Annotated in this window: 16 protein-coding genes; 9 read left to right on the forward strand and 7 right to left on the reverse strand. The window is 70.2% G+C overall.

Annotated elements, in window-relative coordinates; genetic code table 11:
- Window positions 1-42: 42 nt before the first annotated feature.
- Window positions 43-1,200 (forward strand): tRNA dihydrouridine synthase DusB, encoded by a 1,158-nt coding sequence (dusB, locus tag AB0I03_RS11445; protein ID WP_360410288.1) that lies wholly within the window; start codon window positions 43-45, stop codon window positions 1,198-1,200.
- Between the two features lie 83 nt (window positions 1,201-1,283).
- Window positions 1,284-2,135, forward strand: a complete 852-nt coding sequence (locus tag AB0I03_RS11450; protein ID WP_360410291.1) for an FHA domain-containing protein — start codon at window positions 1,284-1,286, stop codon at window positions 2,133-2,135.
- Between the two features lie 15 nt (window positions 2,136-2,150).
- Here the strand turns inward: AB0I03_RS11450 and AB0I03_RS11455 are convergent, their stop codons facing one another.
- The 3 genes from AB0I03_RS11455 to AB0I03_RS11465 all read right to left on the reverse strand — a co-directional run bounded on the left by AB0I03_RS11455 (window position 2,151) and on the right by AB0I03_RS11465 (window position 5,423).
- Entirely contained in the window at window positions 2,151-3,734 is a 1,584-nt protein-coding gene (locus tag AB0I03_RS11455; RefSeq protein WP_360410294.1) for a serine/threonine-protein kinase, read from the reverse strand.
- Window positions 3,735-3,915: 181 nt separating this feature from the next.
- The gene (locus AB0I03_RS11460; RefSeq protein WP_270117537.1) at window positions 3,916-4,170 is read right to left on the reverse strand and encodes a type B 50S ribosomal protein L31; all 255 of its coding nucleotides are present in this window, start codon (window positions 4,168-4,170) and stop codon (window positions 3,916-3,918) included.
- Window positions 4,167-5,423, reverse strand: a complete 1,257-nt coding sequence (locus AB0I03_RS11465; protein WP_360410297.1) for a GTP-binding protein — start codon at window positions 5,421-5,423, stop codon at window positions 4,167-4,169. Before AB0I03_RS11465 ends, AB0I03_RS11460 begins: the two co-directional genes overlap by 4 nt.
- 64 nt (window positions 5,424-5,487) lie before the next feature.
- Between AB0I03_RS11465 and rpmB the strand changes: the two genes are divergently transcribed.
- From rpmB to AB0I03_RS11485, 4 genes are all read left to right on the forward strand, one after another.
- A complete protein-coding gene (rpmB, locus tag AB0I03_RS11470; protein ID WP_360410300.1) occupies window positions 5,488-5,724 on the forward strand; it encodes a 50S ribosomal protein L28 in 237 nt (78 codons plus the stop codon).
- Window positions 5,725-5,895: a 50S ribosomal protein L33 gene (gene rpmG, locus AB0I03_RS11475; RefSeq protein WP_289954950.1), complete on the forward strand. Its 171-nt coding sequence runs from the start codon at window positions 5,725-5,727 to the stop codon at window positions 5,893-5,895.
- Complete coding sequence (rpsN, locus tag AB0I03_RS11480; protein ID WP_360410303.1) at window positions 5,895-6,200, forward strand: 30S ribosomal protein S14; 306 nt, start codon at window positions 5,895-5,897, stop codon at window positions 6,198-6,200. The genes rpmG and rpsN overlap by 1 nt, the downstream gene beginning before the upstream one ends.
- A 195-nt stretch (window positions 6,201-6,395) precedes the next feature.
- Complete coding sequence (locus AB0I03_RS11485; protein ID WP_360410306.1) at window positions 6,396-6,602, forward strand: hypothetical protein; 207 nt, start codon at window positions 6,396-6,398, stop codon at window positions 6,600-6,602.
- A gap of 31 nt (window positions 6,603-6,633) precedes the next feature.
- On the opposite strand, the gene AB0I03_RS11490 is transcribed toward AB0I03_RS11485, so the two are convergent.
- Window positions 6,634-7,749 carry a hypothetical protein gene (locus AB0I03_RS11490; protein WP_360410308.1) on the reverse strand — a complete coding sequence of 372 codons (1,116 nt, stop codon included), beginning with the start codon at window positions 7,747-7,749 and terminating at the stop codon, window positions 6,634-6,636.
- Between the two features lie 107 nt (window positions 7,750-7,856).
- Between AB0I03_RS11490 and AB0I03_RS11495 the strand changes: the two genes are divergently transcribed.
- On the forward strand, window positions 7,857-8,744 hold the full coding sequence (locus AB0I03_RS11495) for a hypothetical protein (protein ID WP_360410311.1): 888 nt from the start codon (window positions 7,857-7,859) through the stop codon (window positions 8,742-8,744).
- Between the two features lie 4 nt (window positions 8,745-8,748).
- Here the strand turns inward: AB0I03_RS11495 and AB0I03_RS11500 are convergent, their stop codons facing one another.
- From AB0I03_RS11500 to AB0I03_RS11510, 3 genes are all read right to left on the reverse strand, one after another.
- Complete coding sequence (locus AB0I03_RS11500) at window positions 8,749-10,125, reverse strand: glycine--tRNA ligase (protein ID WP_270117524.1); 1,377 nt, start codon at window positions 10,123-10,125, stop codon at window positions 8,749-8,751.
- Between the two features lie 232 nt (window positions 10,126-10,357).
- Window positions 10,358-13,291, reverse strand: a complete 2,934-nt coding sequence (locus AB0I03_RS11505) for a tetratricopeptide repeat protein (protein ID WP_360410314.1) — start codon at window positions 13,289-13,291, stop codon at window positions 10,358-10,360.
- Window positions 13,292-13,350: 59 nt separating this feature from the next.
- Complete coding sequence (locus AB0I03_RS11510; RefSeq protein ID WP_360410317.1) at window positions 13,351-15,162, reverse strand: HSP90 family protein; 1,812 nt, start codon at window positions 15,160-15,162, stop codon at window positions 13,351-13,353.
- 241 nt (window positions 15,163-15,403) lie between these two features.
- Between AB0I03_RS11510 and AB0I03_RS11515 the strand changes: the two genes are divergently transcribed.
- Window positions 15,404-16,684, forward strand: coding sequence for a hypothetical protein (locus AB0I03_RS11515; RefSeq protein ID WP_360410320.1), 1,281 nt, complete (start codon window positions 15,404-15,406; stop codon window positions 16,682-16,684).
- A 15-nt stretch (window positions 16,685-16,699) separates the two neighbouring features.
- Window positions 16,700-18,067: a hypothetical protein gene (locus tag AB0I03_RS11520; protein ID WP_360410322.1), complete on the forward strand. Its 1,368-nt coding sequence runs from the start codon at window positions 16,700-16,702 to the stop codon at window positions 18,065-18,067.
- Window positions 18,068-18,075: the final 8 nt, after the last annotated feature.

Consider the following 18,075-nt stretch of genomic DNA (forward strand, 5'->3'; position numbering starts at 1 on the left):
CCGGGCGGGGCGGCTCGCCGAGTCCGCTGGAATAATGGACCGGTGACACAGCAGCTCTCGCTCGCAGGCACCCCGGTCGACCCGCCGGTGGTGCTCGCACCCATGGCCGGGATCACGAACCTCCCGTTCCGCAAGCTCTGCCGCGAACAGGGTGCCGGCATCTACGTGTGCGAGATGATCACGACGGTGGCGCTGACCGAGCGCAACCCGAAGACGATGCGGCTGATCGAGTTCGACCCCGAAGAGCAGACCCGCAGCCTGCAGCTGTACGGCGTCGACCCGGCCGGGATGCGCAAGGCCGTGCGGATGGTCGCCGACGAGGACCTCGCCGACCACATCGACCTCAACTTCGGCTGCCCGGTCCCGAAGGTCACCCGCCGCGGCGGCGGTTCCGCGCTGCCGTGGAAGCGGCGGCTGTTCCGCGAGATCGTGACCGCGGCGGTCGACGCCGCCGGGAGCATCCCGGTCACCGTGAAGATGCGCAAGGGCATCGACGACGACCACCTCACCTACCTCGAGGCCGGGAAGATCGCCCAGGACGCGGGCGTCGCCTGGGTGGCGCTGCACGGCCGCACCGCCGCCGAGCGGTACTCCGGCACCGCCGACTGGGAGGCGATCGCCGGCCTCAAAGAGCACCTGGACCTGCCGGTGCTCGGCAACGGCGACATCTGGGAGGCCGACGACGCGCTGCGCATGGTCGAGCAGACCGGCTGCGACGGCGTCGTGGTCGGCCGGGGGTGCCTGGGCAGGCCGTGGCTCTTCGGGGACCTCGAGGCGGCTTTCAACGGCCGGGAACAGCGCATCATGCCGTCCCTCGGCGAGGTCGCGAAGGTCATGTACCGGCACGCCGAACTGCTGGTCGAGTGGATCGCGGGCGCGGAGTCGTACGAGGCCCGGCGGAACATCGCCGCCGAGGAGCACGGCTGCCGCGAGTTCCGCAAGCACGTGGCCTGGTACCTCAAGGGCTTCCCGGTCGGCGGCGACATGCGCCGGGCGCTCTCGATGGTCTCCCACCTCAACGAGCTCGAAGACCTCCTCGGCAAGCTCGAGGCGGACGCGCCGTTCCCCGAGTCGACCATCGGCAAGCCGCGCGGCCGCACCAACAGCCCCGGCAAGGTGACCCTGCCGGAGGGCTGGCTCGACGACCGGGACGACCTCACCGTCCCCGAAGGCGCCGAGATCGAATCGTCCGGCGGCTGACCCACTCTCGGCGGGAGGGGTCCCGCACCTGGTGACGGCACAATGGGAACCGAGCCCGACCAGCCCCGAGAGGACGGTATCCGATGACCGACGAGCAGGCGTTCTTCCCGCAAGTGCTCCCGCCGTGGGTGCGCAGCCTCGCCGCGGGGGTGCCGGAGGCGCCCGAGGACGAGGATCCGCTGCCGTACCCGCCGCTGGGAACGGTCTTCGCGCTCTCGGCCCACCTCGGCTGGGCGGTACCGCCCCGCCCGTTCGAGCTGCTCTTCGGGCGCGACGAGAAGAACGTGAACATCCCCCTCGGCGTGGCCGACGACCGGATCAGCCGCTGCCACGGCCGCCTCATCTGCCACGGCAGCGAGTGGACCATTCGCAACGAGGGCCGGCTGCCGATGCTGTTCCCCGGCGACTCGATGCTCCTGCAGGGTCAGGAGCGCCTGGTCGAGGACGCCTACACCCCGGTCTACATAGGCAATCCCCGCGAGGAGGTCCATTTCCTCGAGGTCCGCGTGATCGGCGGGAAGCGCCCCGACGGCGAGGCGACTCCCGAGGACGAGACCGCGGTCCCGGTGGTGCACAAGCTGAGCCGGACGGAGCGGCTCGTGATCGCCTCGCTCGCGCAGCGGTACCTGCGAGGCCTCCCGCATCCGCAGCCCGTGTCCTGGAAACACGTGGCCGAGGACATGCAGCGGCTGCCCGGTCTGAAGGACCGGGACTGGAACGAGCGGACCGTCGCCCGCGTCGTCGCCTCGGTGCGCGAGCGGCTGTCGGCCCCGGGGTACAAGCACCGCGTCTACGGCCTGCTCCGCAGCGAGGTGTTCGGCGAACCGCTCGGCAACGCGCTCAACGACAACCTGATCCGCGCGCTGCTGCAGAGCACGACGATCACGCCCGGCGACATCGAACCGTTCGACGTCGCCGAGCGCGCTGAGCCCTAGGGCCTGTCCTAGCCGTCAGAGCTCCACATAGCACATGATGTAGCGAATGCTGTCGATCTCGGGATCCCACTCGCGGTCGGTCTCGTCCTCGTCGAGCGAGTCGCTCCAGTACCACTCGTAGTCGAAGTCGTAGCCCTCGCCGCTGCACGCCTCCCAAGCGGCGTCGTCGTGATCGGGCTGCTTGGGGTTCGGGTCGTCGGGGTTCATCACGATCTTGAAGATGAGCTCATCTGCGAGCGGCGAGTCGCACGCGACCACGGTCCAGATGTCGGAGTCGGTGACACATTCGCCTTCGACCGGAATCCGCTCCACCTGCGCGTCCCCGGTCACCGGCTCCACGGTCGGCGGAGGCGGCTCGTGCTCCAGCAGGGCGGCCGCGTCCGCCGCGGACTGGGACGACGCGGCCGCGTCGATCGACGCCTGCACGGCCGCCGCATCCCCGGCGGCCCCGGCGTCGTCGGGAGTGAAGAGCTGGTACAGCAGGAGGCCGCCCGCCAGCGCGACGGCGAGCACCGCGGCCAGGGTGCTGAGCAGCATGTTGCGGGTCTGCGCGGTCGAGGCCGGGGGCGGTTCGGCTCCGGTGGGCGGCATGGGCTGTGAGTAGGCGGTCGTGCGGTCCCGGCCGGTCGATTCGGCGCGGAGCCGGTCCTGGATGTCGCGCAGGATCGGCAGCGCCGCGCCGGCCCCGGTGAGGCCGAGTGCCTGCGTGACGGCCACGGCGAGTTCGCCGCAGCTGCCGTAGCGCTGGTCCGGGTCCAGGTGCATGGCCTTCGCGATCACGGCGTCGATCTGGGGGGAGACCTTTTCGCGGATCGCGGTCACCGGAACGAGGTCGCCGCGGCGCTGCGCGTCGAGGGCGGCGTGCTCGTCCACCTGGTCGAAGGGCCTTCGACCGGTGAGGCAGTGGTAGAGCACGGCGCCGAGGGAGTAGACGTCGCCGGAGCGTTCGCGCGGGGTGCACGGGAGCAGGCGCGTTTCGGCGGGCGGATCGGTCGTCGCGGCGTCGCCGGCGCGGGCGTCGAACACTTCGGGGGCGGTGTATCGGCGGGTGCCGATGGATTCGCCGGTCGCGGTGAGGTCTTCGCCGAAGCGGTCCTTGGCGACGCCGAAGTCGGTGAGGTAGACGTGGCCGTCGGTCCCGAAGAGGATGTTGCCGGGTTTGACGTCGCGGTGGACCACGCCGCGCTCGTGGGCGTGGTCGAGGGCCCTGGCGGTCTGGGCGATCACGTCGGCGGTCTTCGCCAAGTCGAGCCGGCCGTCGTTGAGGAGGTGCTTGAGGTCGTGGTGGGCGCGGGGCATGACCAGGTACAGGAGGCGGCCGTTCTCGGCGGCGGCCGTGATGACGTACATGATGTTGGGGTGTTCGAGGCTCGCCATGAGCTGGATTTCGCGCAGGAACCGCTTGCGGTAGACCGGGTGCTGCGCGAGGTAGTCGGCCATGATCTTGACGGCCACTTTGCGGTGGTGCAGCTTGCTGTCGGTGGCCAGGAAGACCTGGCTCATGTTGGTCGCGTTGATGGGTTCGGGGTCGAGGAGGTATCCCGGGAGCTGCTCGGCGAGCTCGTCGCGGGGAGGGAATGGAGAGGCGGTGTCGTCCATCTCGGCTGGAACCTTCGCGATCGGGGTTACAGAAGGGCAGTGAATGCCGAACACGGTCGAAACCGGTTCCCCCCGGAGCAAGAACCATGAAACCAAATGAACCTGGGCGAAGGCAAGCCGCATAGGCGAAAAAGGGGAGGCCTCCGGTGCCGGGAGGCCTCCCCTTCGCTCGTGCCCGCCGTTACTCGGCGGGAGTCTTGCCGTACTTCTTGTAGAACTTGGCGACACGGCCTTCGTCATCCAGGACACGGCTCTTGCCGGTCCAGAACGGGTGCGAGGCCGATGAGATCTGGACGTCGATCACCGGGTAGGTCTTGCCGTCCTCCCACTCGACGGTCTCGGCCGAGCCGACCGTCGACCGGGTGAGGAAGGCGAAGTCCGCGGCGCGGTCGCGGAAGACGACGTAGTCGTATTTCGGGTGAATACCTTGCTTCATTCCTGGTTCCTCTCCTTGCTTTCGAAACAACCTTCGAAGGGGTCGGGGTATTCCCGCCAGGCGGCGGCGCCTTCGGCCACTTCGGCGTCGGTGAGCAGGCAGGCGTCGAGCACGGCGGTGAGCTCGTCGGCCTCGAAGTGGATACCCACGAACGCGAGCTGAATCCCGCGGTCGCCGAAGTCCGCGTCCCAGTGCAGGTCGGCGTTGACGCGGCGCTCGGGACTGGACTCCTCCCACTCCTCGTCGGGGGTGGCCGCGAGCCAGCGCCCCAGGTCGCCCATGGAGACGCCGCCGCCGCTGGACTCCCAGGCCACGATCGTGTCGGGCTGCCCGGCGAGCCACAGGTGGCCGCGTCCGCGGAGGGTGCGGCCGGCGAGGGCCGGGAGGGCCTGGTGGAAGCGCTCGGGGTGGAAGGGCCTGCGGGCGCGGTAGACGGTGGCGACGACGCCGCAGTCGGGTTCGGGCTCGTGGCATCCGACGGCGTAGCCCTCGAGGGCGCGGCCGTGCGGTTCGGGTGCTTCGGGGTCGAAGCGTCCGCTGCGGCGGATGCGGGCGGACAGCCAGGCGGGCTCGGGAAGGTCGAGCACGAGGTGGCGGGCCCACGGGTTGAGGCGCTGGAGCAGCACTGAGAGGCGGGTGTGCTCGTAGTCGAGCTCGGATTCCGGGGCCCAGAGGAGCACGGTGTCGGCGAATTCGATCTGGCGGGCGGCCACTTCGGAGACGGAGCGGGTGTCGTCGTCGGCGGCCTGGAGGCTGCGGTCGGCGAGGTCCTGGTCGGAGTCGAGTGTTTCGAGGAGGCTGCCGGGGTCGCAGACGGCGACGACGGAGTCGATGCGGATCGCGTCGGAGACGGGCGCGCCGTCGACGTGGCACCAGCCGCAGGCGGTGGTGACGGCCTCGGGCTCCATGGAGGGCGGGAGGACGAGGGCGAGGTCCGCGGCGGGTCGGGCGCGGGCGAGGCGCACGAGGGCCGGGAGGAGGTCTTCGCGGATGGTGCAGTTGATGCAGCCGTGCTCGAGGGTGACGCGCTCGTCTTCGATGGGGCCGCGTCCGTCGTGCACGAGGCGGCGGACGGTGCCGTTGTCGAGGAGTTCGGCGAGGTCGTAGGTGACGACCAGGAGGCTCGGGTCGGCGAGGGTGAGCAGGTCGGCGGCCTCGCGGGTCGCCTTGGGGGCGAAGCCGGTCAGGAGTGTCAGCGCCGGCCGGAGGTCGGCCGGTGACACAGAGGAACCGGGTTGGGCGAGCTGGCTCATGAGGCCTCCGATCTATTTGAAAACGATTGTCATTATACTAGCGTTCGCGAGAGGAGGACCGACCGTGTCCAGAACATGCGAGGTGACCGGCGCCGGGCCCGGCTTCGGCAACAACGTGCCGTGGTCGAAGAAGAAGACCAGGCGCAAGTGGAACGTCAACCTGCAGAGCAAGCGGTACTACCTGCCCAGCGAGGGCCGGCACGTGCGGCTTCGGGTGTCCGCCAAGGGCATCAAGGTGATCGACCGCGACGGGATCGAGTCCGTCGTGGCGCGGCTGCGCGCCGAGGGGAAGAAGGTCTAGATGGCGAGCAAGAGCACCGATGTGCGGCCCGTGATCAAGCTGCGGTCGACCGCGGGGACCGGCTACACGTACGTGACCCGCAAGAACCGCCGCAACGACCCGGACCGCATGGTCCTGAAGAAGTACGACCCAGTCGTGCGCAAGCACGTCGAGTTCAGAGAGGAGCGGTAGTGGCAAAGAAGAGCATGATCGCCAAGCAGCAGCGGCGGGAGGTGCTCGTCGAGCGCCACCGCGAGCAGCGCGCCGAGCTGAAGCGGCTCGTCGCCCACCCGGGCACCGACCCCGAGGTCCGCGCGGCCGCGGTGGTGAAGCTGCAGAAGCTGCCGCGGGACTCCTCGGCCACGCGGCTGCGCAACCGGGACGTCGTGGACGGGCGCCCGCGCGGGTTCAACCGCAGGTTCGGACTGTCGCGTGTCCGACTCAGGGAGATGGCCCACCGGGGCGAATTGCCCGGAGTGCGAAAAGCGTCCTGGTAGTAATTCACCGCACACCGGTCAAATGCCGTACCAGGTCGGCGCCCTCTTGCGACACCGTGGAATGAAAGCGTTATACGACTGTCGCAAGGGGGCGCTAGTCTGGGCATTGCGAGTGCGCTGTGAGACTGCTCTCAAGCCCGGAACCATGTGAGCTCCTCCTGCGTTTGACTCGATGAACGAAGGAGTCTAAGAGCGATGGCCCAGCAATTGGAGACCGCCCCGACAGCGACGCCGGCAGAGGCGACCGAGCCCAACCCGCTCGCCGCGACCGCCGCCGCCGACGTGCCCGCCAGCCCCGCCGCCCTGTGGGCGTCGGAGAGCCGTGCGAACTACTCCATCACCCACACCGACCAGGCCGAGCACGCCTGGATCGACTGCGGCTGCGTCATCCACAGCGAATAGCGCGCCCGCCGCTCCCTGAATCGCAGAGGCCCTACGCCTCCACCTCGATGAGCGAGCGGCAGCGGTCCTCGAACATCTCGTAGCCGGCGTCGATCGAGAAGCCGGCCTCGAAGTCGAACGCCGCGTACAGCCCGTTCACCCAGATGGGGCAGCTCACCAGCGCCGAGCGCGTCTCGCCGTCCTCGGTGATCTCGACCTGCACCCGGGCCTCGCCCGGCAGTGACGAATCGAGGCCGAAGCCCGCGCCGTGCTCGTACCAGAGCCGTTCGGAGCGCACCTCGGGATAGGTCGCGACCTGCCACTGCGCGCCGGGCGCGAGTGCCACGTCGCGCGCGGGGTCCTCGGGGAACTTGAACGGGCAGCCCTCCGCGGCCGGGTCGGCGGCGCAGCCGTCGTAGAACTCCCGCAGGGCCGCGTTCACCGCGTCCTCGCCCTCCTGGGAGACCACCACCCACGGCGACGGTATCCACTCGTCGACGATGCCGGACTCGATCTGGAGGAACTTGCTGCCGAGCACCAGCATCGAGCCGCCGTCCTCGAACTCCATGGTGGACGGCATGTCCGGGTAGAACTCGTAGTACCCGGGCAGGAGCATGAGGTACGTCGGATGCCCCTGCAGGTCGATGTCGAGCCTGACGCCGTTCAGGTCGAGGTAGTCGAAGGTCCCGTAGGCCTCGTGCTCGGTCATGGCCCCTTGGATCTCGGCCTCGCCGCGGTCGATGATCACGTGGTAGCGGTGGCCGACGAGGGCATCGTCCGGGCCCTCGATCTCGGCGTAGACCTCGGCCTTGGCCTGGCCGTCGCCGAGGTCGGTGTACGCGACCTGGGCGACCTGGGTGATCTCCCAGCGCGCATCGAGCGCCTCGGGCACCAGGTACTCGCCTTCGGCGCCCTTCTGGTCGGTGAAGGCGAGCGCACCCTCCACATCGCCGTCGTGGACCGCTTCGAGGAATCCGGTGACAGTGGACTCGGCGAGCGGCCGGTGCAGCGGGGACCACTTGACGACCGTGACCACGGTGGCGGCCAGCGCGATCGCGATGGCCGCGTACGCCAAGGCGGCGTTGGGTATCCGCAGAAAACGGCGGGGTGGCGAGGGGGCGGGTTCGGGCTCCGGATCGGCTTGGCCGACGGCGCCCAGATCGATCATGTGCTCCTCGCCCCACCGCTGCGGAGAGGCGGATTCCGACACCCTCGCTCCCATGGCTCGACTGCTACCGTTGCTGTGAAAGTGTAGCGGCCTCAGCTAGGAATCCCATGCCCTCGAACCGGTGGCCCAGGCGTCTCGCCCGCGCGGTGCGGGACCAGGTGGGCCATGCCCACATGCGGGCGGAGCTCCTGCCGAGCCTGCCGTTCGTGATCGCGCTCGTCGTGTCGGCGGTGGCGCTGGTGGCCGCGGTCGAGCACCGCCCGGGGACGGACGCGAAGGTCGCCTCGGTCGACGAGCAGACCTCCGCGGACCCCGGGGAGTACACCGACGAGCCGGCGATGGTCGAGGAGGAGGTCGAGCTCGAGATCGTCGAGCACGGCTTCAGCAAGATCGTCGACCAGTGGGGTGCGGAGCAGGTGCTCGTCGCCGTGGTGGTGCGCAATCCGCACGACGGCGAGCTGGTGCCGGGGTCGCTGTCGATCCGGACCGAGACCAAGCGCGGCTACCCGGTCAATCTGGACACGATGTACCTCGGTTCGATCCCGCCGCATTCGACGGCCGCGCTCGGCTACGTGATGGCCGTCGACGTGACCGGGGTCGATGTGGAGAAGCTGTCGCTGGAGCAGGAGGAGCCGGCGATCCTCTACCCCGCGGACTACCTGGACGGCGTGGAGGGCGCGGAGTGGTTCGAGATGGGGGCGCTGCCGGCGTTCGCGTTCACCGGGCTCGAGCCGATGGCGAGTCCGGACGGGTACCGGGTGCACTTCCGCGCCGAGACCGCGGAGGAGACGGACGCGCAGATCGCGGTGCTCTTCCGCGACGGCGACGGCGAGCTGCTCGGCGGGCTCCCGGCCGGCAGCGACTCGGAGTTCTACACAGGCGCGTTCCGGACGTTCCCTGAGGGCGAGTCGGACCAGTACGTGGATGTGGCGGCGCAGTGGATACCCGAAGGGGCCGACCTCGATCGGATCGAGATCGGCCCCAGCAGGTACTGACGGCTTACAGGCGTTCCAGAAGGAACCGTTCGACCTGGTCGATGGCGACGCGCTCCTGCTTCATCGAGTCGCGGTCGCGGATCGTCACGGCCTGGTCTTCGAGGGTGTCGAAGTCGACGGTGATGCAGTACGGCGTGCCGATCTCGTCGGCGCGGCGGTAGCGGCGGCCGATCGCGCCGGCGTCGTCGAAGTCGACGTTCCAGCGCTTGCGCAGGGTCGCGGCCAGGTCCTTCGCCTTCGGCGAGAGGTCCTCGTTGCGGCTCAGCGGCAGCACCGCGGCCTTGACCGGCGCCAGGCGCGGGTCGAAGCGGAGCACGGTGCGCTTGTCGACGCCGCCCTTGGTGTTCGGGGCCTCGTCCACGTCGTAGGCCTCGATGAGGAAGGCCAGCACCGAGCGGGTCAGGCCCGCCGCCGGCTCGATCACGTACGGGGTCCAGCGCTCGCCCTTGGCCTGGTCGAAGTACGACAGGTCGGCGCCCGAGTGCTTCGAGTGGGTCGAGAGGTCGAAGTCGGTGCGGTTGGCGATGCCCTCGAGCTCGCCGAACTCGCTGCCGGCGAAGTTGAACTTGTACTCGATGTCGACGGTGCGCTTGGAGTAGTGGGAGAGCTTGTCCTTCGGGTGCTCGTAGCGCCGCAGGTTCGCCTCCTTGAGGCCGAGGTCGACGTACCAGTCCCAGCGGGTCTGCAGCCAGTACTCGTGCCATTCCTCGTCGGTGCCCGGCTCGACGAAGAACTCCATCTCCATCTGCTCGAACTCGCGGGTGCGGAAGATGAAGTTGCCCGGCGTGATCTCGTTGCGGAAGGACTTGCCGGTCTGCGCGATGCCGAACGGGGGCTTGCGGCGGGACGCGGTCATGACGTTCGTGAAGTTCACGAAGATGCCCTGGGCGGTCTCGGGGCGCAGGTAGTGCGTGTTCTCGGTGTCCTCGGTGGCGCCGAGGAAGGTCTTCATCATCCCGTTGAACATGCGCGGCTCGGTGAAGGAGCCGCGGGCGCCGCAGTGCGGGCAGGTGAGGTCGGCGAGGCCGTTCTCGGGCTCGCGGCCGTCGTGCTTCTCCTGGTACGCCTCGATGAGGTGGTCCGCGCGGTAGCGCTTGTGGCAGGACTGGCACTCGGTGAGCGGGTCCGTGAACTCCTCGAGGTGCCCGGAGGCGACCCACACCTGCGGGTTGAGGACGACGGCGGAGTCGAGGCCGACCACGTCGTCGCGCTCGCGCACCATCGCGTTCCACCATTCGCGGCGGATGTTCTCCTTCAGCTCCACGCCGAGCGGGCCGTAGTCCCAAGCGGAGCGGGTGCCTCCGTAGATCTCGGAACTGGGGAAGACGAAGCCGCGGCGTTTGGACAGGCTGATGAGCGCTTCGGTGCGATCTTGGGACACGATGATTCCTCTCGATCCGGCTGGCGGTCGGTGAGACTGCGGATGATTGCTCTCGGTTGAGATCCTCTGGACAGACTGCCCAGGCGGCGGATACCCGGTCAACCCAGTTTCGCTGCTGAGTCGTGCCCGAGACGCACGTCAAGTACGGTCCGCCAGTGAGCAAGCGTACCTCGCAGCAGACCTGGGACTCGCCGCGGCCCGCTCGGCGGGTCACCGCCTCACAGCGCCCCGCTCAAGCCCCCTCGGCGGGGTTCGCGGGCCGTAAATCGGCGCCCGGCACCTGCCGCAGGTCCGCCAGGTGCCCCTCGAAACCCTCCCTGGCCTCGGCGGACTCCGGCGCGGTGAGCCAGGTCAGGGCGTCCTCCCCCACCTCGATCGCGCCCTGCGTGTCGCCGAGCTCGGCGAGCAGCCACATGGTCTGGTGCGCGGTCAGGCTCGCCCGCTCCAGCAGCAGCGGGCCCTCCCGGAACACGGCCAGCGCGCGGCGCTGGAGGTCGAGCACCGGCTCGGCCTCATCGCGGCGCAGGCCCTGCTCGCCCGCCTGGCTCTCCAGGAACTGGAAGGTCAGCTGGGCATGCTGGCGGTAGGTCTCGCCGAGCTCGAAGCGGGCGGCCTCGCGCAGCGTCTCGGGCGCTTCGGGGTCGGCGCGCACCGTGTGCAGGCGCGCGGCGATCTGCGCCATCGTCTGGAGCCCCTCGCCGAACGCGGCGTCGCCCAGGATGGTGCGCAGGAGCCACGCGCGGGAGCGGCTGACGCGGGTCCAGCAGGCGAGGTCGCCCACGGCGTCGGCGGCCTCGATCGCGCGGGTGTACACCTCGAGGGCGTGGTCGTGCTCGCCGAGCTTCTGGAGGAGCTCCCCGGTGAGGAACAGCGTGTCGGCGTACAGGTTGACGAGGTAGTCCTCCTCGGCGGACTCCATGAGCGCGAGGGCCGCGAGGCCGTGCTCGACGCCCTGGCGGGTGTCGCCCTGGCGGTCGTAGGACTCGGCAAGGTTGAAGCGCACGTTGCAGATCCGCCAGAGCTCGTGGCCCGGGAGGTCTTCGAGGGCGGCTTCCAGGAGCGGCACGGCCTCGGCGCGGCGGTCGAGTTCGACCAGGGCCACGCCCATGAGGTGGCGGGCGACGGCGGCCGGGACGGTCATGCCGACGGCGTCGCAGTGGACGGAGGCCGCCAGCGCGTGCTCGTACGTGGCGTTGTGGTCGGCGGCGCGCATCGTGAACTCGGCCGCCTGGAGGTGGAGCTTCGCGGCGACGGTGTGGGAGGGTTCGCCGCCGAGCGCGGCGAGGCCTTCACGGCAGATGGCAAGGGCCGCTTCGTAATCGCCGGTGAGGCCGACCTGGTCGGCGAGGTCGGCGCTGGCGCGGGCGACGGCCCAGCCGGCGCCGGCGGCGCGGGCCAGCTCGATCTGGGCGGCCAGGAGCGCGGTCTTCGCGGCCGGTTCGGGTTCGAGGCGGGCACGCAGGTCGAGGAGGTCGCAGCGGCGGATGAGCGCGTACCGCCGGTCGGGGAAGGCCGCGAGTTCGGCTTCGAGGGCGCGGGCGCGCTCGTCGAGGTCGGCCGGGAGCAGGTCGGGCCTGGCGGTGGCGGCGAGGTACTCGGCGCGCATGGCGAGGACCTGGCTGGTGTGGAAGCTGCGGTCGTCGATGCGCTGCTCCGCGTTCAAGGTGCGGGCGGTGGCGGTGATGCGGGCCGCGCCGTCGCCGATGGCCTCGGGTTCGGCGTCGGAGCGGTGGATGAGGAGGAAGGACTCGGCGACGAGCGCGCGGCCGGGCTGGCCCGCGAGGCCGAAGAGCTCGATGGCGCGGGTGAGCCCGGCGGCGACGGTCGCGGGCTCGTCGGACTGGGCGGATTCGGCGTGGGCGATCTCGGCGCGGTGCTCGGGGATGAGCTCGATGCCGAGCGCGTCCGCGAGGGCGCCGACGCGCAGCCAGGCCTTCCACGTGTCGGGCGAGCAGTCGTCGTACGCGGCGTACGCGGCGTCGATGGCGGCGTCGAGGTCGGGGCCCTGGACCTCCTCGGGGGCGAGCGGCGGCGCGGCCGGCTCGGGCTTGGGCTCCTTGAGGCCCAGGTGGACCGGCTTGTCGTAGGGGGTGGATTCGATGACGCAGGCGGACATCCGGGAGTGGTGGTCGTTGCCGTTGCGGGCGTCGAAGCGGGCGCAGATCGCGGCCCGCTCGGCCTCGGCCCAGTCGTGGAGGGCCGCCGCAGTCCACTCGGTGCCGGTAGGCCCGGGCATCGCAGTGCCGGCGAGGCCGAGCGCGGTGAGGCGCCGGCAGGTGAGGACGGTGACCTCCATGAGGCGCTGGCGGTCGCGCACGCCCAGGTCGAGGTCGAAGAAGCGGGCGTGGTCGGCGAGGATCTCGACGGCGCGGTGCTCGTTGCCGGTGAGGGCGCAGAACTCGACGTGCAGCGCCACCATCGGCACCATGTCCTCCTTGCCCTTGCACATCGGGTAGCCGCGCAGGTGGTTGGCGCGGGCCTCGTCGATGCGGCCGAGCTCGACCAGGGGCAGGAGGGAGAGCGCGAGCCCGTAGTGGGGTTCGTGGGCGCAGGTCTGCTCGCCGGAAAGCACCGGTTCGAGCATCTCCATCGCGGCGTCGGCGGCGTCCTCCTCGGCGTAGAACACGATGGTGGCCAGCGCGGTGTACTGGCAGGCGGTGCAGTCGGACATCTCGTCCTCCTCGGCTTCGCCGAGGGCTTCGATGGCGGCGGCGACCCGGTCGTAGTCGCCCACGTGGTAGGCCAGCTGCATCTCGTAGGCGGACGGGGCGTGCATGGAGTAGCCGGCCTCGCGGTAGCGGCGGCGCATCTCCTCGAGCCAGTGCTCGATGGATTCGAGCGGCACGTCGGGCTGCTCGATCATCGTGTCGACGATCCACTTGAACGTCCAGTACAGGGAGCGCGTCAGGTAGGCGTCGAAGTGCTCGGGCTTGGAGTCGAAGTTGCGCAGGAGCCGCGCGAAGGGGACGAGGAGGCGGGTGGAGTCGCGCGAGAACTCGTAGGCGTCGACCAGGCCGTTGAGGGCGTAGTTCTGCAGTTCGGGGTCGCCTACGGCGTCGGCGGCCTCGACCGCCCGCTCGAGGGCCGCGACCTTCGCCTCACTGGCCTCTTCGAAGCGGGCCTCGTTGAGCAGTCGCCAGATCTCGTCGGGGTCGGGAGTGGCCATACCAGTCCTTAAATGTCCTATGTGAGGAGTGAGCCGCGGGGTCGAGCGATGGGGACGGCTCAGTCCTGGGTGAGGTGTTCCAGCAGGTTCATGAAGGAACGGTTGAGGAGTGCGGTGTCGGCGCTGCGCAGCGGCCGGTGGCTCATCAGGAGCGCCTGGCCGTACAGGGATTCGACCGCGGTGCCCGCGAGCTGGGGGTCGCCGATGGCGCTGACGCGGCGGACGGTGGGGTTGCGGTGGTTGAGCACGAGCTGCGCGCGCGGCGCGTGCTGCTTGATGGAGGCGAGGATACCGCCCCAGAGGTCGTCGGCCTCGGCCTCGGCTTCGGCCCGCTGGCGTTCGCGGCGGGACTCGCGGTCGTCGAGGAGCAGCGCGGGCACCGAGACGGGGTTGAACTCGCGCACGACCACGTCGACGTCGACGGCGTCGAGGCGGGCGCGGGCGGCGTTGAGGAACGAGGCCAGGGCGAGCTCGGTGCCGGCGTCGACCGGGTCGAGGCTCGCCGAGATCACCCCCGGTTGCAGCTGCTCGACCTTGACCTGCGGGTCGAGGCGCGGCAGGGCCTGCACGAGCTCCGCGTCGTAGGTATAGCCGCCGTTGACCACCCCGATGCCCTGCGCGGCGGCGATCGGGGCGACCTGCCGGTACTCGTCCACACTGGAGGCCAGGTAGATCGGCTGGAAGGCACGGGCGAAGTCGGGGAGGCTCGTGTGCCCGGCGGTGGTCTCGAACCGCAGCCACGGCAGCATCGCCGCGAGCAGTTCCATGTCGTGGCGGGCGAGGGCCTTCACGCCGAGCTCGTGCACGGCGAGGAAGGACTCGAGGCGGTGGGGGTCCTCGGCGGCGAGGCGGGAGATCCACTCGCGGATCTGCGCGCCGATCGCGTCCCGGGCGACCGCGAGCGCCTCGTCGTCGTAGAGCGATTCGCGGGAGGCCGTGGGGCGCAAGGCGTCGGTGTCGATCACGCAGCGGACGAAGAACGCCCACTCGGGGACCAGGTTGTCCGCGGTGTCGGTCAGGAGCATCCGCTTGAGGTGCACGCGGTGCGCCGGGCGGGTCGAGGGCGAGGTGGCGTGCGGGAGGACGAACGCCACGCCCTTGATGCCGGCGAGCGGCACGTCGAGGTCGATCACGTCCAGCGGCGGGAAGCCCAGCACCTGCTCGCAGTAGGTGTTGAGGGCGAGGCGGCGGGCCGTCGGGGTCGGGTGCGCCCGTTCCCACAGCGGCGGCGTGTCGGTGATCTCGACCGGCGTGCCGCCGTCGGAGACGGTGATGCGCACCGGCAGCAGCGACCCGTACTCGCGGGCGAGGTCGGCGACCCGCTCGGGCCGCAGCCAGTCCTCGCCGCGGCGGGCCTCGAGCTGCACCGTGGTGCCCGGCTCGGGGTGCTCGCCGAGCGGCACCTCCGTCACGGTGTACGAGCCGTCGTCGCGGGCGGTCCACCGGACCACCGGCGCGGCAGGGTCCTTCGCCGAACGCGAGGTCACCGTGATGGCCGAGGCCACGGTGAAGCACGCGAGCAGGCCGATCCCGAACTGGCCCAAGAAGTCTCGGCGCGCGCCCTCGATCTCCTCGTCCCGTTTGGAGGAGCCGCCGATGGTCGCGAGCAGCTTGTGGACCTCTTCGATCGTCAGGCCCACACCGGGATCGGTGATCCGCAGCCGCCTGCCGTCGGCGACGATCGCGACATGCTGCTCCCCCGGCGCGAAGCCCGGCTCGGCCTGGGCGCGGGCGGTGACCGCGTCGACCGCGTTCTGCAGCAGCTCGCGCACGTAGACCTTCGGCGAGGAGTACAGGTGGTGGGACAAGAGGTCCACCAGGCCGCGCAGGTCCACTTGGAAGGTATGGAAAGTGGGCGTCGTCTCAGCCACAGCGCGTCCTGCTTCACTCGGAGGTCATTCGGCGTCAGTCAGACTAGCAAACCGCCGCATCGCGGGAACGCGTGAAAAGGACCCTCAGGACGAACCGGGACGCGCCGCGCTCGCGGCCCTTCGGAGCCGCCCGAAACCACCCGAACCGGCCCGCACCGCCCGGATCGGCACGGTTCACATGGTCACGATCCGGTATGGTGACCGCTACCAAAGCCCCAGAAGCCAAGAGGAACGCGCCCCCATGACGATGCCGCCCCCGCCCCCGGACCGGATGCACCTCCAGTACCAGCCCGTCCCACCGCCACCACCGCAGCAGATGGGCCCGGGCGGCGCCTACGGCCCGGCGCAGTACTCCCCCGAGCAACCGGTCCCTGGCCAGATGCCCGTCGGCCTGTCGATAAGCAAGCCCGGCACGATCACCGGCATCCAGGTCATCCTCTACATCTTCCTGGCCGTCAGCGCGGTCGGGAACGTCTTCTCGGTCATGAGCATGGTCGAGTTCTTCAACCCGTTCAGCCTCATCGGCCTCGCGTTCGCCGTGTACTCGGCGATCCAGTCGCTCGCCAGCGGCGTGCAGATCGCGCGCGGCAAGCGCTGGGCGTGGATCTGGTCGCTCGTCAGCGCGATCCTGGGCCTCGCGTTGAGCCTCACCGGGTTCGTCTACGGCGTCATCATGTTCGACTCGGGCGGCGACATGATGCTCACCATCGCCGCGGTGCTCGTAGGCCTCTACGGAACGCTCCTCATTCTGCTCTGCACCAAGTCCGCTCGGCAGTGGATCCTCATGCACCGCATCCAGAGAGGCGAGGTGCAGATGCCCGGCGCGGGCATGGGCGGGATGGCGCCCATGGGCGGCGTGGCCCAGCAGGGGCCGGCGGCGCAGGAGCGGCCGGAGGCACGGCCGGGCTCCGCCACCTTCTCCGCCATCGTGTTCGGCCTCCTCGCGGCCCTCCTCGCCTGGGAGTCCTACACGATCGTGAGCGACACGCTCGAATCCATGCGGTGGGCCGAGGAGAACGGCTTCGACGGCGGTCAGGGGCTCTTCGGGCGCCTCTTCTATGGAGCGTTCCCGCAGTTCGGGCATTTCCTCGCCGCCTACCTGGTGTTCCTCCTGTGCGCCGTCATCACCGCACTGCTGGTCCTCAAGGGCAAGTTCGGCGGCAGGGTGTTCGGGCTCATCTGGTCCCCGCTCGCGGTCGCGGTCATCGGCTACGCGGTCGTGTTCGTCTACGACTACTTCCGCCTGTACCCGCCGATCGGCCCCAACCCGCTGAGGAGCATCCTGATCGTGACCGCGGCGATGGCCGTCCTGGCGGTCGTCGCCTTCATAACGCTGCTCATCCCCAGTGTCAAGGCCTGGACGCCCCCCGCCCCCTCGGCCCCGCTCATCATGATGGTCCCCATGGGACAGCCGCAGGCACACCAGCAGCCCGGCCCGTACGGCCAGCCGCAAAGCGGCTACCCGCAGCAGCAGCCCCAGCAGGGGTACCAGCAGCAACCGCCGTACCCGCCCCAGTACTGATCCCCAAGGCAGGCAATGTCCTACAACCAGCTCCCGCCTCCCCCGCCCGACCGCGTCGGGATGCAGCCCGGCGGTCCGTACGGCGGGCCGCAGCTCGCCGGGCCCGGCGGCGCGTACGGGCCCGTCGACACCCCGATCGGCCAGCCGGTACCCGGTCAACTGCCGCCGCCCGAGATGACGATGGCGAAGCCCCGGAGCATCCTCGGCATCCAGGTGATCCTGTGGATCTTCGCGGCCCTCGCCGCGATCGCCGACCTGTTCTCGGCGATGAACGCGATCGAGTACGAGAACCCGCTCGCCCTCATCGGCCTGGCGTTCGCCGTGTACTCGACGATCCAGTCGATGATCACGCCCGTGCAGATCACCCGCGGCAAGCGCTGGGCGTGGATCTGGGCGCTGGTGAGCGCCATCCTCGGCCTCGCGATCGCCGCCTTCGCGATCGTGTTCGGGCTGAGCGTCATCGAGGTGACGCCGGTCCCGGTGCTCATCGGGGTGGTGCTCGGCGGCCTCTACCTGACCCTCACGATCCTGCTGAGCTCCAAGTCGGCGCGCGCGTGGATCCTCATGCACCGCATCCAAAGAGGCGAGGTGCCGGTCCACGGCACGCCGGGGCCGGGCATGGTGCCGGTGGCGGTCGAGGTCGAGACCGACCGGCCGGACACGAAACCCGGTTCGGTCACCGCGGTGCAGCTCATGCTCTGGGCGGTGGCCCTGTCGCTGCTGGTGTGGATACCGGTGCTCCTGGCCTGGCATCGTGCCGACGAGATCAGCTTCGGCGGTCCGGGCGGCTACAGCCCCTCGCTGGAGGAGTTCATGGTCTCCGACTTCGGCGTGGCCGCGCTGTGGGCCTTGATCGGTGTGGTCGTCCTGTCGGTCCTGGCGGTCATCTCGGCGGTCGGACTCCAGCGCGGCCGCTTCTGGGCCCGGGTCTTCAGTGCGGTCTGGGGCGGGCTGGCCGCGGTCGGCGCACTGGTCTGGTTCGCCCCTTCGGCGATCCTCGCCGCGCTGGCGATCGACGCGCCGGATCCGGACGACATCACCGGGCAGCGGGTCAACGTCGCCATGGCCGCGGTAGCGCTCGCGGCCTTCGTGCTGGCACTTTGGGCGTTCATCCTGCTGTTCAAGCAGGGTGTCCGCAGTTGGACCTCGGGCACGACGACGATCGTGGAATACCGGCCGGTGGGCGGCGGCGCGCCGCAGGCCGGTATGCCGCAGGGAGCGCCCGTCGGTCCGCCGCCGGGATACGCACCGCAGCCGGGAATCCAAGCGCCGCAAGGCCCTTCGCAGCAGCAGGGCCCGTACGGCCAGCAGCCGCAGCCCGGGTACCAGCCGCCTCAGCAGCAGTACCCGCCGCAGCAACCGCCTTACGGGGGCGGGTACTAGACCCGGTC

Source organism: Glycomyces sp. NPDC021274 (assembly GCF_040641195.1).
Lineage (GTDB): Bacteria > Actinomycetota > Actinomycetes > Mycobacteriales > Micromonosporaceae > Glycomyces.

Excerpts from the sequence above, each read along its gene's own strand:
- AB0I03_RS11450 (WP_360410291.1), top strand. The coding sequence starts at position 1,284 with ATGACCGACGAGCAGGCGTTCTTCCCGCAAGTGCTCCCGCCGTGGGTG.
- AB0I03_RS11455 (WP_360410294.1), bottom strand. The coding sequence starts at position 3,734 with ATGGACGACACCGCCTCTCCATTCCCTCCCCGCGACGAGCTCGCCGAG.
- AB0I03_RS11460 (WP_270117537.1), bottom strand. The coding sequence starts at position 4,170 with ATGAAGCAAGGTATTCACCCGAAATACGACTACGTCGTCTTCCGCGAC.
- AB0I03_RS11465 (WP_360410297.1), bottom strand. The coding sequence starts at position 5,423 with ATGAGCCAGCTCGCCCAACCCGGTTCCTCTGTGTCACCGGCCGACCTC.
- rpmG (WP_289954950.1), top strand. The coding sequence starts at position 5,725 with ATGGCGAGCAAGAGCACCGATGTGCGGCCCGTGATCAAGCTGCGGTCG.
- AB0I03_RS11485 (WP_360410306.1), top strand. The coding sequence starts at position 6,396 with ATGGCCCAGCAATTGGAGACCGCCCCGACAGCGACGCCGGCAGAGGCG.
- AB0I03_RS11490 (WP_360410308.1), bottom strand. The coding sequence starts at position 7,749 with ATGATCGATCTGGGCGCCGTCGGCCAAGCCGATCCGGAGCCCGAACCC.
- AB0I03_RS11495 (WP_360410311.1), top strand. The coding sequence starts at position 7,857 with ATGCCCTCGAACCGGTGGCCCAGGCGTCTCGCCCGCGCGGTGCGGGAC.
- AB0I03_RS11505 (WP_360410314.1), bottom strand. The coding sequence starts at position 13,291 with ATGGCCACTCCCGACCCCGACGAGATCTGGCGACTGCTCAACGAGGCC.
- AB0I03_RS11515 (WP_360410320.1), top strand. The coding sequence starts at position 15,404 with ATGACGATGCCGCCCCCGCCCCCGGACCGGATGCACCTCCAGTACCAG.
- AB0I03_RS11520 (WP_360410322.1), top strand. The coding sequence starts at position 16,700 with ATGTCCTACAACCAGCTCCCGCCTCCCCCGCCCGACCGCGTCGGGATG.